The 15873-nt window shown below is 57.5% G+C and carries 15 protein-coding genes; 5 read left to right on the top strand and 10 right to left on the bottom strand.

Annotation, left to right across the window (positions count from 1 at the left end; genetic code table 11):
* Window position 1: 1 nt before the first annotated feature.
* Both V1T76_RS26110 and V1T76_RS26105 read left to right on the top strand, forming a co-directional pair.
* Window positions 2–994, top strand: a complete 993-nt coding sequence (locus V1T76_RS26110; protein ID WP_330563609.1) for an ornithine cyclodeaminase family protein — start codon at window positions 2–4, stop codon at window positions 992–994.
* Between the two features lie 118 nt (window positions 995–1112).
* On the top strand, window positions 1113–2105 hold the full coding sequence (locus tag V1T76_RS26105) for a threonine/serine dehydratase (protein WP_330563608.1): 993 nt from the start codon (window positions 1113–1115) through the stop codon (window positions 2103–2105).
* Window positions 2106–2626: 521 nt separating this feature from the next.
* Here V1T76_RS26105 and V1T76_RS26095 read toward each other — a convergent pair.
* On the bottom strand, window positions 2627–3865 hold the full coding sequence (locus tag V1T76_RS26095) for an aminotransferase class V-fold PLP-dependent enzyme (protein WP_330563607.1): 1239 nt from the start codon (window positions 3863–3865) through the stop codon (window positions 2627–2629).
* Window positions 3866–3948: 83 nt separating this feature from the next.
* On the opposite strand from V1T76_RS26095, the gene V1T76_RS26090 reads away from it, so the two are divergent.
* A complete protein-coding gene (locus V1T76_RS26090) occupies window positions 3949–4719 on the top strand; it encodes an IclR family transcriptional regulator (RefSeq protein ID WP_330563606.1) in 771 nt (256 codons plus the stop codon).
* Here the strand turns inward: V1T76_RS26090 and V1T76_RS26085 are convergent.
* From V1T76_RS26085 to V1T76_RS26050, 8 genes are all read right to left on the bottom strand, one after another.
* The gene (locus tag V1T76_RS26085) at window positions 4716–5234 is read right to left on the bottom strand and encodes a RidA family protein (protein WP_330563605.1); all 519 of its coding nucleotides are present in this window, start codon (window positions 5232–5234) and stop codon (window positions 4716–4718) included. The genes V1T76_RS26090 and V1T76_RS26085 overlap by 4 nt on opposite strands.
* Window positions 5224–6186, bottom strand: coding sequence for an ABC transporter ATP-binding protein (locus V1T76_RS26080; RefSeq protein WP_330563604.1), 963 nt, complete (start codon window positions 6184–6186; stop codon window positions 5224–5226). Before V1T76_RS26080 ends, V1T76_RS26085 begins: the two co-directional genes overlap by 11 nt.
* Window positions 6183–7178 (bottom strand): ABC transporter ATP-binding protein, encoded by a 996-nt coding sequence (locus V1T76_RS26075; RefSeq protein WP_330563666.1) that lies wholly within the window; start codon window positions 7176–7178, stop codon window positions 6183–6185. Before V1T76_RS26075 ends, V1T76_RS26080 begins: the two co-directional genes overlap by 4 nt.
* Window positions 7178–8293, bottom strand: coding sequence for an amidohydrolase/deacetylase family metallohydrolase (locus V1T76_RS26070; RefSeq protein WP_330563603.1), 1116 nt, complete (start codon window positions 8291–8293; stop codon window positions 7178–7180). Before V1T76_RS26070 ends, V1T76_RS26075 begins: the two co-directional genes overlap by 1 nt.
* Window positions 8294–9154, bottom strand: coding sequence for an ABC transporter permease (locus tag V1T76_RS26065; RefSeq protein ID WP_330563602.1), 861 nt, complete (start codon window positions 9152–9154; stop codon window positions 8294–8296). It abuts the gene before it with no gap.
* Window positions 9154–10095: an ABC transporter permease gene (locus V1T76_RS26060; RefSeq protein ID WP_330563601.1), complete on the bottom strand. Its 942-nt coding sequence runs from the start codon at window positions 10093–10095 to the stop codon at window positions 9154–9156. The genes V1T76_RS26065 and V1T76_RS26060 overlap by 1 nt, the downstream gene beginning before the upstream one ends.
* 75 nt (window positions 10096–10170) lie before the next feature.
* Window positions 10171–11673 (bottom strand): ABC transporter substrate-binding protein, encoded by a 1503-nt coding sequence (locus tag V1T76_RS26055; RefSeq protein WP_330563600.1) that lies wholly within the window; start codon window positions 11671–11673, stop codon window positions 10171–10173.
* Window positions 11674–11953: 280 nt separating this feature from the next.
* A complete protein-coding gene (locus V1T76_RS26050; RefSeq protein ID WP_330563599.1) occupies window positions 11954–12514 on the bottom strand; it encodes an HdeD family acid-resistance protein in 561 nt (186 codons plus the stop codon).
* A 166-nt stretch (window positions 12515–12680) separates the two neighbouring features.
* On the opposite strand from V1T76_RS26050, the gene V1T76_RS26045 reads away from it, so the two are divergent.
* On the top strand, window positions 12681–13358 hold the full coding sequence (locus tag V1T76_RS26045) for a response regulator (protein ID WP_148587667.1): 678 nt from the start codon (window positions 12681–12683) through the stop codon (window positions 13356–13358).
* The gene (locus V1T76_RS26040; protein ID WP_330563598.1) at window positions 13345–14733 is read left to right on the top strand and encodes a HAMP domain-containing sensor histidine kinase; all 1389 of its coding nucleotides are present in this window, start codon (window positions 13345–13347) and stop codon (window positions 14731–14733) included. Before V1T76_RS26045 ends, V1T76_RS26040 begins: the two co-directional genes overlap by 14 nt.
* A 338-nt stretch (window positions 14734–15071) precedes the next feature.
* On the opposite strand, the gene V1T76_RS26035 is transcribed toward V1T76_RS26040, so the two are convergent.
* Window positions 15072–15854, bottom strand: coding sequence for a 3-hydroxybutyrate dehydrogenase (locus tag V1T76_RS26035; protein ID WP_330563597.1), 783 nt, complete (start codon window positions 15852–15854; stop codon window positions 15072–15074).
* Between the last annotated feature and the right edge of the window lie 19 nt (window positions 15855–15873).

Here is a 15873-nt window from a genome sequence, read left to right as displayed (position 1 = left end):
CATGAAGACGTTGCTCCTGAACAAAGAGGAAGTGAGCCGCCTGATCTCCAATCGGGAAGTTATCGAAGCTGTTGAAAATGCCTATAAAGCCTTCAACAGCGGGCAGGTCGAACAACCGGAATATCTTTCCATTCACATGCCTGCGCCGCGCGGAGAAATTGACTTCAAGCTCGGCTATTACAAAGTCAATGAAACAATCTCCATGAAGGCCTCTTCAGGGGGCTTCGAAAACAACCCGGCCAGCTTCGGTTTGCCGACCGGAATGGGGACCATCATTCTCTTTGACGCAAGGAGTTGTGCCCTGATTTGCGTGATGGACGGAAGCCTGATCACGGGGCTGAGAACCGGTGCATCCGGAGCCGTCTCGGTAAAGGCGCTCGCCAGAAAAAACGCTTCGAAAATCACGTCGATCGGCACTGGAAATCAGGCGAGAATGCAAATTCGCGCCATCAACGAGGTCATGAAGATCGACGAGATTTATGCCTGGAGCCGCACGGCTGAAAAACTTGCCAAATACAAGGCCGACATCGAAAGCGAGTTCGGCATTCCGGTGATAATCACCGAAACCAAGAAAGAAGCGGTTGAGCAAGCGGATGTCCTGATTACGACTACGCGCGGCGTGGGAGCCCCGGTGGAAGCAGCCTGGGTCAAACCGGGGACGCATATCGTTGCGATCGGCACTGACCAATTCGGCAAGCAGGAACTGGAGCCGGAGATCTTCAGAAACGCGAAAATTGTTGTCGACTCGTTGGCGCAATGCGCCGAGAAGGGTGAGACTTGGCACCCGCTCAACCATGACATCATTACCAGAGATGATATTCATGGTGAAATCGGCGAGATATTGCTGGGTCGCAAGCCTGGCCGCGAACATGAAGATGAAGTGACCATCTTCGATTCCACCGGCATGGCGATACAGGACATCACCACCGCCGACAGGATTTACCAAAACGCCATTGCGCAGAACGTCGGAACGTATTTCGAGTTCTTCTCGTAAGCCGCGTCTGCTCGCTTTGGCGGGATCGTTTCATGTCGGGCAAATCTGAGATTTTTCCAGGGTTTGCCAAGGACACATCAACTCCAGCCTCCTCTGAACAATAAAAAAGGCCGCGAAGGTGAACCAGCAAGATAGTCATCGCAACTCCCCGACCATCGAGGATATTCGGGAGGCCCGGAAACGGATAGAACCCTATATCAGGCGCACGCCGCTGCTGCGCGCAGAACGGATCGAAAAGGCTGTCGGTTGCCAGGTCTATCTCAAACCTGAAACCCTGCAGGTTACCGGGGCGTTCAAGATCCGAGGCGCTCTGAACGCGGTCCTCTCTTTGCCCAAAGAAAAGATCGCCAAGGGCCTCATCTCCAGTTCCTCGGGCAATCACGCGCAAGGCCTGTCCTATGTCGCCCGAATGCTGGGCACGAAAGTCTTGCTGGTGCTGCCGACCACCACGGCAAAGTTGAAAGTCGAAAACACAAAAGCCCTTGGTGCGGAAGTCATTCTTTTCGATGGCGACAACGCCGCCAGATGGAAAAGGGTTTATGAAATTGCCGAGGAAAACGGCTACACGGTGGTCCATGGATTTGAGGATCCGATGGTAATGGCAGGCCAGGGAACGATGGCTTGTGAAATCCTGGAAGACCTGGAAGATGTCGACACCGTGATTGTGCCCCTGGGTGGTGGCGGGCTGATCTCCGGCGTTGCCACAGCCATCAAGGAAACCAATCCGCGCGTGCGCGTCATCGGCGTAGAGCCTGCGCTGACACCAAAATACTATCAGAGCCGGATCAACAAAGAGCCGACCTCCCTTCCCTTGCGGGACACGATAGCCGATGGATTGCGGATCAGCGTTCCTGGCAGGAATCCCTATCCAATCATCGAAAAATATGTCGATGAGATCGTCCTCGTAGACGACGAGCATATCATCCAAGGCATGCGCTCACTCGCGGTCGATGCGAAATTGATTGCCGAACCGGCGGCATCGATTGGCATTGGAGCCTTGTTGGCCGGTTCGATCGCTGTCAGGCCGGACGAAAAGGTTTGCGTTATTCTGACAGGCGGAAACTGGGAACTGGACGCCCTCGCGGATGTCTACAAATCTGTTCCCGTCTGATTGGCCTTGCGCGAGGTTTCGGCAGAGGGTGGAAGAAGAGCTGTTGCCGACTGGCCAGCCAGTTTCTTTCCCTCCGACGCAACCACCTAAAAGCACTTGCCGGCCTCACCAGCACGCGCAGCTTCAATTGTGGCATTGAGTGCGTGCAGATTGGTTCGTTCCGCAACGGCTTGAATGCACGATGGTCTGAACACTGGCTGCCGATTGTTTCGAGGTCGCCGATACGCTGACGACTGATTGGTATTCTGTTCGGCGATTGCACGCCTGGATTGGGCGGTTTCGTTCAATTCTCCGCAGCTATCGTCGACGGAATGAAGACGCCCGGCCACACCCGTATCGGTTTCGGATATCAAACCGGAAAGGGTTTCACGCGCAGCCATACAAGCCTTCGCGCGCGGTCTCTGCGTCCTGGATGGAACGATGACCGTACGCGAGAACCGTCTTCGAGAGATGTAAGCCTGAAATGGAGGCGGATACTGGCCTGAACCTGTCCTGACCTCCAATTTGCAACAGACCTTTACTCAAACATCTTGCAACCAACGCATGTAGCTTTCCGTTCCGCCGTTGCGGGTGTCAGCCAAAGCCGCGTCTTCATCAACCGCGGCGGCAGCTGACGACGTCAGAACTTGCCGCAGAGCATCGCGCACGAGTTCGGCCTGACCCGGCATGAGGTTGCAGGGATCGAGTTGAAAGTAGCCCTTTTCGGTTTCGTGGCCGCGCACGATAATCGGCGGGTCGTAGCTACCGAATGCAACGGCGTATTGGGCTGCGCTTGCGCCGGCAATTGCCGGGTCGACGTGAACTTCCAGCCGCTCCAGAGGATTTCCGGTCGGATCCGGTATGCGTTTGGCATCAAATCCCGGCAAGCCGTCGATCGCTTCCTTCCACATTTCCAATGCAGCGGTTTCCGCGGCACGGACGGCGTCATGATCGCGCTCGAGCCACTGGGCCATTGCCTCGATGGCGCCGGCAATACTTTCCTTGCCGATCTTCATGCCCCGGCCAATGCCGATGTTTTGCAGGTAGGCGGCCCGCACAAGATCCTTGCGCCCGGCGACGATACCGGACGTCGGCCCGCCCATGAATTTGTGACCGGAGTAAATGGCTATGTCCGCACCGGCAGCAATGAAGCTCTCCAGATCATACTCGGAGGCCGCGTCGACGATCACCGGAACGCCCTTGGCATGCGCGATCTCGCAAAAGCGTTTCAGCGGGATCATGCCGTAGTCAACGACATGGTGCGAAATCACGTAAAGCGCGGCGGCAGCTCCCTCGTCGAGAACGGCCTCAAGTTGATAGTCCTTTGCCAGTGTGGATTGACCGACGATACGCACATGACCGCCAACCAGCTCAATGGCCTGGGAAACTGGCGCACCATATTCGCACAGATGGCCCATCTGCACCGCCACCCCGGATTTCGGGCCTGGCTCACAGGGCAGGTCTTCCGCGCGGGCTGGGTCGAGGCCCGTCATGCAGCCGGCGACTGCGAGAGAAATCCCCGCGCTTGCCGATGCGGTCAAAAAACCGGCTTCCGCACCGGTCAGTTGCGAAATCAGACCGGATGCTTTGGCTTGCAACTCGTGCATGCGCGCAAAGCGCGGCATTGCATCCGCGGTTGCTTTCGCCACGCGCAGGCTTGCGATCGAGCCTCCCAGCGAGGTCATTGTCCCGCAGACATTGACGACACGGCTTATTCCCATGGAATCATGCCATGACCAATCGATGCCATAGTCTTCACGCTGAATTTGTTTTTCGCCCATGATTTGTTCCTCTACTCTTGCGAGCACTTCCATTATTGTGGCATAGAGGCCGTAGTTTTGGCCTCGCAGCATGAGATGATGGTATGGATATGGAAGTCCCTCGTAGAAGCCGCACCAGTGCACTTACGCGGAACCTTCAAATACTTGATATCCTGACTGAAAGACTCGTTCCCATGACGGCTTACGAGCTGGCAAAAGCCAGTGGAGCACCGGCTTCGACCGTCTATAAACTCATTGACGAGTTGGCGGAGTGTTCGATGCTGAGCCGGACCGCCGATGGCCGGGTCTGGCTGGGTCCACGCCTCATGCGTTACGGACTCGCCTACCGCACGCGCATGAACGCCTTTACCGAAGCGCGCCGCGCGATGATGGAACTGAACGAGCGCACCGGTGAGATGATTCAGATCTGCACCCGTGACGAAGGCCAGATGAGTGTCATCGACATGGCGGAGGGTTCGGGCGCCTTTCGTGTGACCTCCGACGTGGGCACGCGGGTGCCTTTGAACTGGACGGCGTCGGGTCGCCTGCTGGTCGGTCATCTTCCCGAGGCCGAGCGTTTGGCGATCTTCAAGGCCTGTGCCGAACCATCGCACACAGGACTTGCGGAAACGGACCCGGAGAAACTGGCAAAGATGTCGCGAGAGGCCTTTCTTGAAGGCCTTTCGGTTCAGATCGACACTTCCGAGGAGTCCGTTGCCTGCATTGCCGCCCCGATCCGCGACCCTCAGGGTGCATGTCTGATGACTCTCTCGGTCGTCATGCCCAAGCATCGGGTTGCCGACAGGTTCGACAGCATCGCCACGGAAGTCCGCAATGCGGCGCGATCTGTCGAACGAGCTTTGGGCAATCATTAGTTTTCCCAGCTAGAGGCTTGATTGAGGGCATCGTCCGAAAGCTCGAATATCGCCTCGATTTCCACGGTGATCTGGTTTGGAAGAGAACTGACACCGAACGCCGACCGTGCATGGCCGCGTTTGTCGTCGAAGACACGAGCCAGTATATTGGACGCGCCATCAATCACGTGGGGATGGCGTTCGAATTCCGGTGTGGCATTGACCAGACCCAGGAGTTTCACCACTCCACTGACGTGGTCGAGAGAACCGAGAAACTGCCGTAGCGCGGCAATAATGTTGAGTGCAACCAGCTCGGCATGATCTCTCGCCTCTTCGGCCGTGACATCGCCGCCAACCTTGCCTTTCAGCAAGCTGCCGTCCGGCAGGACAGGCCCCTGACCGGACACATAAAGCATGTTGCCCGAACGCCGCACATTCTTGAACGCGCCTATGGGCGAAGGCGGGCTATCAGGCAGAGGACGGCCGAGTGCCTTCAAGCGTGTTTCAGGCGTTTCGGCGCGTAATTCAATTGTCATTTAGTACCTCGATTTTCTTGCAGTAGCTGACATGACCTTCAGCAACGGCAACGGGATGGGGTAGGCCATCTGCACAACCAGCGTCGGCAAATTTGCATCGCGTTCTGAATACGCAGCCCGATGGCGGATTGAGTGGAGAGGGAATGTCGCCCTGAAGAAGTTCACGTGACCGCTTGGCACGGGGATCGGGTAGCGGGATCGCGGAGTTGAGCGCACGCGTATACGGGTGCATGGCCTTTTGATAAACGGCCCGTGACGGCCCGATTTCCATAAGGCGCCCCAGATAGAGCACGGCGATCTGATCGCAAAGATATTCGACAACCGACAGGTCGTGCGCAATGAAAAGCATGGTCAGGTTCCGCTTTTCACGCAAATCCAGCAGTAGATTGAGCACCTGAGCCTGGATCGAAACATCCAGCGCCGAGACACTTTCGTCCGCCACGATGAATTCCGGCTCCAGCGCCAATGCACGAGCGATGCCGATACGTTGGCGCTGACCGCCGGAAAATTCATGAGGAAAGCGGTTCAAGTGGTCACCTGAAAGCCCGACTTCTTCCAGAAGCGCAGCAGCACGATCACGGCGCTCGCGCCGATTGCAGATGCCGAATGCCTTCAAGCCTTCACCGATAAGATCCGCGATCCGCAGTCGCGGATTGAGCGAGGACATCGGGTCCTGAAAGATGATCTGAATCCTGCGGCGCATCTGGCGCATTTGGCTGGCGCTGAGCGTGTTCAGGTCGGTTCCATCGAAAATGGTCTGGCCGCGCGTCGGCTCGACAAGCCGCAGCAGACTGCGTCCAAGCGTTGTTTTGCCCGAGCCGCTTTCGCCGACGAGACCTGTGATGGACCCGCGCGGAATATCGAAACTGATATCTTCCAGCGCGTGAACAGGGCCGCCGGACGTATCGAATATCTTCGTCAGACCGCGGATTTGCAGAAGCGGCTCAGTCATTCAACCAGCTCCTGTTCCAGAATACAGGCTGCCAAATGCCCCGGGGATTTGACCTGCAACGAGACAGGCTTCTTGCACGCTGGCAGGGCATAAGAACACCTAGGCTCGAAAGCACAGCCTTCCGGCAACGCATTGAGTGGTGGCACGGATCCCGGAATTGACTTGAGCCGCTCGCCCTCTGGGCGGTTTGGGCCGGGTATCGAGCCAAGAAGGCCGCGTGCATAAGGATGCCTTGTCTGGTCGAAAAGATCATTGACCGGGGCCTGTTCGACCACACTGCCCGCATACATGACCGCGACATCGTCAGCCATCTCGGCCACCACACCCATATCGTGCGTAATGAAGAGGATCGACATCTGGCGCTCGCGTTGGAGCCTCCGCATCAGGTCGAGAATTTGCGCCTGAATGGTCACATCCAGCGCTGTTGTCGGTTCATCGGCGATCAGGAAGGCCGGATTGCAAATCATTGCCATGGCGATCATCACCCGTTGGCGCATGCCCCCGGACAACTCATGCGGATAAGTATCGGCACGTTTGGCAGCGCCGGGGATCTCGACCATTTCCAGCATTTCAACGACGCGTTTGCGCCTCTCGGCTGCATCCAGGTTTTCATGCAGCAGAAGCATTTCGCCGATCTGATCGCCAATCGTGAAAAGCGGATTGAGCGACGACATGGGCTCCTGAAAGATCATGGCAATCTCGGAACCGCGAATATTGCGAAAATCGCGGGCGGACAGGGTTGCCAGATCAACCGTCTTTCCCGACCTGCCCCTGAAGGACAGCTCACCGGACAGAATGCGGCCTGACGGCGGCAGCAGCCCCATCAACGCAAGCGAAGTCACCGACTTGCCGGAACCGCTTTCGCCAACGAGTGCCAGCGTACGGCCCCGCGCGATCTCGAAACTGACATCCCGCAAGGCCGTGACCTGCCCGGATCCATTGCCAAAGCCAACGCGCAATCCGTCGACCTTGAGGATCGCGCTGCTATCCATCACGGAAGCCTCCGGCTCGCCGCCTGCATATCAGCGCCGAGAATCGTTGCGCGAGGCTCGAAGACCTTGTCCATCACCATCGAATTGCCCTGACTGTCGAGCACTTCGATGTCGGCATCTTCCAGATCGAAGACAGTGAAGTCGGCCCGCATGCCGGCTTTGAGGCCATCTCTGCCGGAAAGGCCGAGGATCGACCGCGGAGCGGCGCAACTTGCCTGGACGACGTCTTCAAATGGCAGGCCGACAGCCAGCAGTTTCGACATTGTGGTCGCCAGGTCGTAGACGGGCGATTCAATGGAAACCTTGTGCAGGTCGGTGGAGATGGAGAACGGACGCAGCCCGTCGGCAATGGAAGCGCGTGCCGTTTCAAAATTGAACGACGCTCCGCCATGGCCGATGTCCATGCGAATGCCTCTGTCGGCCATGTCCTGTGCCATGGCGAAGAGTGCAGGCGTATCGCGTATGGAGCCTGCAGGTTTGCCATTGAAGCAATGCGTGACGATGTCCCCTTCAGAGAGGATGTCGAAAACCTCATCGATAAGGGGGGGCGGCTCGCCGACATGAACCATCAGCGGGAAATTGGTCATTTCCGCAACGCGCTTGGCAATCTTGGCCGGCGTGATGCCCCAGCTGCCGACAATCACTCCGGAGGCGCGCACCTTGATGCCGCAGATGACATCCCGGTTTTTCTCCACGACCTCAAGCGTTCTGTCGATATCGATGGATCGCCAGTCGATGAGTTCCGGCACACGGTTGCAGGCAACAAGCCCGATCGAACCGATATTGAGGAAGGCCTTGATGGTTTCCGCATGAGGATCGATGACATATTCCCTCAGACCGTGGAAATTTGCCTCGCCCGCCGAGCCGGCATCGGCCATGGCCGTCACGCCTGTTGCGCGGCCAGCCTCACTGGCCCTGATCGAAATATCAGTCCCGCCATGCCAGACATGGACATGCAGGTCACACCACCCCGGAGACAGATAGGCCCCGTTCAGATCTACCTGACGCGCGTTTTCGGGAGCGTCATCGAGCAGTGTTCCGTCATCCGCAATGTGGATGGAAGTCGGGGCACTGTCGAAACCGACCGCGCTGAAATTGGTCAGGGTAAGCGCCATTCAGGTCTCCTTGTTGAGTTTGGGGTCCAATGCATCGCGCAAACCGTCACCGACCAGTTGGAGCGAGAGGACGGAGAGCGCGATTGCAACGCCCGGGAAGAGAATGAGAAAGAAGGCATTGTCGATATATTGCCGTCCCTCGTTGACCATCGTGCCCCACGTGGGCGTAGACGGATCAACGCCGACGCCCAGAAAGGTCAGGCCCGCTTCGGCCAGCATCGCATAGGCAAAGATGAAGGTTGCCTGTACCAGGATGGGGGACAGGATGTTGCGCAGAACGTGCGTGACCATGATCGTCAGCGTGCTGGAGCCAAGCGCACGCGCCGCCTCGACATAAGGCAATTCGCGGACAACCAGCGTCGAGGCGCGCACGATGCGGGCGACACGAGGTGTGTAGACGATGGAAAGCGCCAGGATGACATTGCCGACCGTTCCGCCAAAAATCGCGACAAGCGACAGAGCCAGCAGGATATCGGGAAACGCCATCATGGCGTCAATCAAACGCGACAGCGGTGTGTCGAGCCGCCGGAAAAAGCCCGCGACCAGACCGATGACAATGCCGGCAGACGATGACAGGATCGCCACGCCAAGACCAATTTGCAGCGAGGTCTGGCCCGCAACGAGCAGGCGGCCGAGAACATCGCGTCCGAACGCGTCCGCTCCCAGAAAATAGTCCGCGCCCGGCGGCGTAAGCCTGTTGCGCACGGACATCTTGCCGATAGCGGTCAGATCGAGCGTTGGCAAAACGTAACATGCCAGAACAATCACCACGAAACAGACAAGCGCAACCACAGTGGAGCGGCGCGCAAAAAGCACGTCGCGAAAGCCTGGCGGTTGATGGGTTTGAGATACGGTCGCCATCAGTATTTGACCCGCTTGTCGATGAAGAAATAGATGAGATCCGTGGCCAGGTTGATCAGCACATAGATGGACGCGACAATGATCAAGGTGCCCTGAATGACGGGGTAATCACGGCGCAGGACGGCGTTGACAACCAGGTTGCCCATGCCTGGCAGATTGAAGACGCGCTCGGTAACAACCGCACCCGAAACCAGGAGAGCAAAGGTCAGTCCGACGACGGTTATGATCGGAATGCCGGCATTCTTCAAAGCGTGCCGCAAGATGACCCGTCTTTCCGGCATCCCTTTTGCCCGGGCCGTTCTCACGTAGTCCTCCCCCAGAATGTCCAGCATGGAGGCGCGGGTGAAACGCAGGATCAGCGCTGAATTGGTAATGCCCAGGGTGATGGAAGGCAGGATGAGATGCCCGAGCCGAACCCATATATCGGCATCGGGACCGCCATACCCGGCGGTTGGAAACCAGCCGAGATTGGTCGCCAGGACGCGCTGGAACACCAGTCCGGTCAGAAAGCTGGGAATAGACGCCGCCAGCATTGCAGATGTCACGGAGCTCTGATCGAGAAGCGAACCGCGTTTATACGCCGCGTAGATCCCGATCGGCGTGGCGATGAAAAGCGCAAAAAACAAAGACATCAGAGCCAGAAAAATCGTCGGCTCCGCACGGTCCGCCAGAATGGAGGTCACAGGACGGTTGAAGAAAAGCGACTCGCCCAGATCCCCCTTCAGTGCGTTGCCGACGAAAGTCGCATATTGCAGGATGATCGGATCGTCGAGGCCGAGCCTTGTGCGCAGTTCCGCGGCTTCCTCAGGCGTGGCATCCGGGCCCAGCATCAAGGCAGCCGGGTCGCCGGGGGCGAGCCTGACCAGCACGAAGGCGATTGTCAGAACAAGAATGATCACCACGACCATTCCAACAAAACGCCGAAGAAGATACTTTGCCATGGAACCCTGTAGAACCGCGAGTAGTCGTTAAACGGCTGCGCCAGGACATTCCGGCGCAGCCAATTTCAAGCAAGCTTATTTGGAGACCTGTGCGTTCCAGAAAGCCGGCCATGGCGACGGGTTGACCCCTGTAAGGCCCTTTGCCTTGCCCTGAAGTGCATTGAAGTCACCGACCTTGATGAAGCCGACATCTTCCAGAACGATCTTCTGCAGCTCTCCGAAGATGGCTTTCCGCTTTTCCGGATCGCTTTCGGAGGTGAACCGGTTGAGAATTTCGTTCTTCGTCGGATTGTCCCAACCTTCACGCGCGGTGGAAAACAGGCTGGAAATAAGCGCCGGTTCCGGAAGGAACGGCGAGTGGGTGATGTAGATATCCCAAAGGTCCGGATTGTTGCGGTTTTGAGCAAGCGTCGCCCAGTCGACAACATCAAGCTGAACTTTCATGCCAGCCGCTTCCAGCCCCGCCTTCGCAACTTCGGCCATCTGATAATGGAACTCGTACTGATGCGAGGTGAGAATGCGCAGCGGAGATCCGTCGTACCCGGCAGCTTTGAGATATTCCGCAGCCTTTTCCTGGTCGTTCTGATTATAGAGCTCCACACCGGCATCACTGTGCCATGTCCAGCCTTCCGGATAGAGCGCACCATCAGTCTTAAAGAACTTCTCGTTACCGAAGCCGGCAAAGAGCATATCGTCAAAGGGAAGAGCAGCCTGAACAGCCTTGCGGATGTTCAGATCCATCATGATCCCCTTCTTGTGGTTCACCGCAAATACCGGCCAGCCGAAGGGCTGCAGGAGAACCGGCTCCGCCGCGTCCGAAGCTTCCAGACGGTCGTAGGTTTCCGTCGAAAGTCCGTCGGCATAGTCGTATTGACCGGAGAGCAGGCCTTCAGCGCGGGTGTTGCCGTCGGGAACCGGGATCAACCGGATTTCATCAGGCACCTGCTTGCGCTCAGCCGCGCCGGTTGGCTGTGTGTAGCCGTCGAAGCGGACGAGTTGCGTATACTGGTCCGGCTCATGCGCCTCGATCTTGTAGGGCCCCGTGCCGACAATCGTTTCGATTTCGGGCGCAATGATCTCTTCGGGATAGACAACTGCAGCGGAGTTGGAAAAGGCCAGAAGCGACAGGAGCGGCGCATAGGGCTCCTTCATCGTGATGGTCACTTCGTTCGGGCCGGATGCTTCGACACCAGCCACCTTGTCAGCAACGGATTTTCCGCGACTTGAAACTTCGAGCCAGCGCTTCAGCGATGCGACGGCATCGGCGCTGTCCATGGAAGAACCGTCATGGAACGTTACGCCTTCGCGCAGCGGGATTTTGTAGGTAAGGCCGTCGTCGCTGATTTCAGGCATATCGGCCGCCAAGAGCGGTACAACGGCCCAGCTCTCGTCAAATGTGTAGAGTGTTTCGACAAAATGCTGTGTGACGATGCTGACTACATCTTTGGTTGAGACCATCGGATCGAACGTGTCAGGTTCGCCAATAATGGCGACGTTGACCGTTCCAGCAGCCAGAACAGGAGAAACTGATAGCATCAGCGCGCTGGACAGCGCGAACAGAGATTTGCGGACAGACATCGGAAGTTCCCCTTATTTCATTATTGTGGAATATGCTCCACTATTACTACTATGGAACCTGTTTTTGCCGCTTGTCAACGGAGGTATCGATTAGAATTGAAATTCCAGTGTCGTTGACCGGCCCTGATACGCAAGTCTTTGACATTTGTGAGGGTTATGGCCGTCCTTGCCGTTGACGTTTTTGAAGAGGTCAGACCGCAAAGTTTGCTGAAGGATGTCAGACATCTATCGAAGGCATCCGAGGACGACACATTTGACGGTATCTGCCAGACGCATCGCGTTAGGTCGTGGCCCTGCCGGAGCGGCTGAGCATGACGAGCGACAGCCCGTTGGACAGGAAATTCGCGCCCAACAGCAGGCCGAGCATCGAAGGGGCCGAGTTGGGCCAGCCGAGGACAACGATCAGCCCGACAATCAGAGAACACGCACCGCTTGAAACCAACCATCGCCAGTTGGCCAAGTAAGAGGAACTGCGCAGGCCCAGAAGAATGAATACGATCCCTTCAATCAGGAAGGCGATTATCATCAGGATGGACAGCGTTCCGATGCCTGCGACGGGGAAGATCACGAAAATCAGGCCGACGATTAGCATGAAGGCAAAGGCCCCAGCACCATATCGCCATTCGGGCGCGGATCGCATCTCGACCATGCACCAGAGACCGGCTCCTCCCCAGAGGATCAACATCGAAGCAACAAGGCGTTCGGCCGCAAGCGTCGCTATTGACGGTAGAAGCATAACAAGGAGGCCGACGACAACGAACACTACACCGATGATTGTGAGCCGACGCGTTGCCTGCTGCGCAACGGTGCAATTCAACGGCGCGGCGGTTTTCGTGTTCATGAGTGTTGCTCCAAATGATCCGGTGCAAAGTCCTGGATCCATGGCTTCAATACGTCCGCCAATGCCCCTGAAGTTCGCGTGAAACTTACATCCGTGTAAGAAATGCAGTTTGGCTGGTGAGACAGCCGCCACTGTCATAGGGTCTTTGGAAAGGAGACGCCGCCTCATGAAAATCCTGCTTGCCGAAGACGATGCCAAGATGGCCGAGTACATTGTCGCCGGGTTGACCGAGAACGGTCACAGTGTCGATCACGTTACCGACGGACGCGATGCGCTGAGCTATTGCCTGTACAACGATTGCGACCTGGCAATATTGGACCGGATGATGCCGGGCATGGACGGGTTGTCGGTGCTCAAGGCGCTGAGGGCATCGAAGAAAGACCTGCAGGTGCTGTTTCTGACTGCGATGGGACAGGTGGATGATCGGGTCGAAGGCCTGTCGGCGGGCGGCGATGACTATCTGACCAAGCCGTTCCATTTCTCGGAGCTGCTGGCGCGGATCGGGGCGGTCACAGGACGCAGAAAGACTAGCGGGGTGGACCAGTTCCTGAAGGTGCATGACCTGACGCTGGACCTTCTTGCACGCACGGCAACACGCCAGGGCATGCTGATCGAATTGCATACCAAGCAGTTCAACATGCTGGAAATTCTGATGCGCAACGCGGGCCATGTCGTCAGTCGGACAATGCTGCTGGAACGCGTCTGGAACTTCAACTTTGAACCGAACTCCACGGTTGTGGAGACCCACATGAGCCGCCTGCGCGCAAAGATCGACAAGCCTTTCGACGTGGCCCTGATCCATACGATCCGCAACACCGGGTATTCGTTGCATGGACCGCGGTGAAGTTCTTTCAGGAGCCGCCTTTACCGCCGTGCTGCGGTCATCAATTGTCTTTCTTTTCATCCTGATCGCGGTGGGATGGGCTGCGCTGACGTATGTCGAGCACACCTTGCTGGAAGAAATCCGAAACGACGTGAAGGAACGCTGGGACATTCTGGCTGCGGATCATCAGGCAGAAGGCGCCGATCACGTCATCAGCGCAATCCAGCATGTGGCCTCGCTTGAGGAATCGGGAACGCGCGCGCTGGCTATCTTCGATGAAACCAGGCACCTGGCCGGAAACCTGACGACACGCCCGCCAGGGTCCGGATTCCAGGTTGGCACACTGGAATACCTGCCCCCACCGCAGCCCGGCGCCTCGACCGAATCCATATACTACAGCAACGAGGTGGACGGACGCTGGCTGGTCGTCGGACAGCGGCTGGACGTTCTGAAGCGCACTCGGGAAGCCTTTGTGCGAACGCTCGCGTTGACAGGGTTCATCGTCGTCCTGTCGATGATTGCGTTCGGATACTTCCTCAGCCGGCAAAGCCTGCTCCGCCTGCGCGAAATCGAGGCGGCGCTGGCGCGGGCAAGCGAAGGGGACGTCGCGGCGCGCATTCCCGAGAACGGCGGCACGACGCAGATTGACCGGCTGGCGCGTGAGATGAACCTGCATCTCGACCGCTCATCGCGATTGATGACCACGACGCGCAACACCGCCGCAGCGGTGGCGCATGATCTGAAATCGCCTCTTGGCCGAGCCTATCTCGCGCTTGGCCGTGCGCAGGACAAGGTCGAGGAAGGGGCAGATCCGATGGATGCACTGCTAGATGCCCAGGACGAACTGGAGCGGATGCGCGGCATCTTCGACACATATCTTCAGTTGTCCCGGATTGAAGGAGGAACGGACAACGCGACGTTCAAGACGGTCGAGCTGAGCGCTCTGGTTAGCGACTTGGCCGAGACTTACGCAATGGTCGCCGAGGATGCCGGACAGATTCTCGTGCCGCATCTGGACGACGCAGATTCATGTGAGATCCATGGCGATACGCAGATGCTGCAGCAGTTGATCGTGAACCTGCTGCAGAACGCGGTCAATTACGGGCCGGAGGGAAACGAGATCTGCCTGGAACTGACCCGGCACGAGGACTGCGTCATTCTGGTGGTGGCGGACAAAGGGCCCGGAATTCCCGAAGCGGACCGCGATGCGGTGTTCCAGCCGTTTTATCGTCTGGACCCGAGCCGAACCAAATCTGGCAGCGGGTTGGGCCTGGCGCTGGTGCGCGTGATCGTGGAACGTCACAACGGCAGCATAACCTTGCAAGACAACGATCCGGGACTGCGGGTCGAGATTGCATTTCCGGCACTGGGAGAACAGCACGATTTTCCCGGCTAGCCGCGTAGCGGGAACCGCAGGCCAGTTGTTCTCTTCCTTGAGGTCTGGACTGTTTGCCGGCCTGGTGATTGTTGACACGTGCAAACACCTGAACGTTCACAACGCTCTGAAGCCACTGCCGACCGCAAGTCTGCATCATAGCCACGCCGTCATCTCGTCCCGGCAACTTTGCTGCACATTCCTTACGCCTTCAAAACGAGAGTAAGGCGCACCTTCCAGAGAAAGTTGCGCCTTGCATGTCACGCTTGCGCGTGCCCGATTAATTTTCTCTCTGCGTATTCTGCTGTGAGACCACCGGCAGATTTACCGTCCCAGAGGTACCTGGTCCGCAAGACGCATCAGTTCATGTACCAGCCGTGGCTGACAACGAGTGATTGTCCGGTGAGCGCATTTGTCGGGAAGGCTGCGAAGACGTGAGCCACTTCTGCCACGTCCTCGATCGTGGTGAACTCCTGGTCGACCGTATCGCCCAGCATGACGCGGTTGACGACTTCCTCTTCGGAAATGCCAAGATCCTTCGCCTGCTCGGGGATCTGTTTTTCCACCAGGGGTGTCTTCACGAAGCCGGGGCAGATCACATTGGCGCGCACGCCGTGTTCCGCACCTTCCTTCGAGATCACCCGGGCGAGACCCAGCAGCCCGTGCTTGGCCGTGACATAAGCGGATTTCAGCGGCGAGGCTTCCTTGGAATGGACCGAGCCCATGAAGATGATCGAGCCCGATCCTGCCTTGTACATGTACGGCAGGCAGGCCTTTGTCGTCAGAAAAGCCCCGTCAAGATGGATTGACAGGAGTTTCTTCCACTCGTTGAAAGGGAAATTCTCCATCGTATGCACGATCTGCACACCAGCGTTGGAGACCAGCACATCGATCCGGCCCCATTCTTTCACGACCTTTTCGACGCCGGCGTTGACTTGTGCCTCGTCGGTCACGTTCATCTCGACAGCGATCGCCTTGCCGGGGCCTTGCGCGTTCAATTCGTCCGCGGTCTTCTGCGCCGCGTCGAGGTTCAAATCGGCAATGGCGACCTTGGCGCCATCGGCAATATAGCGTTTGGCGATGCCCTGGCCGATACCACTGGCAGCACCGGTAACGATGCAGACTTTATCCTTGAGGTTCATGACGAATTTCCTTCTGTTT

The organism is Roseibium sp. FZY0029, from assembly GCF_036350355.1.
Classification (GTDB): Bacteria; Pseudomonadota; Alphaproteobacteria; order Rhizobiales; family Stappiaceae; genus Roseibium.
The sequence above is the reverse complement of the archived record's forward strand: the minus strand, read 5'-3'. Positions and strand labels throughout refer to the sequence as shown.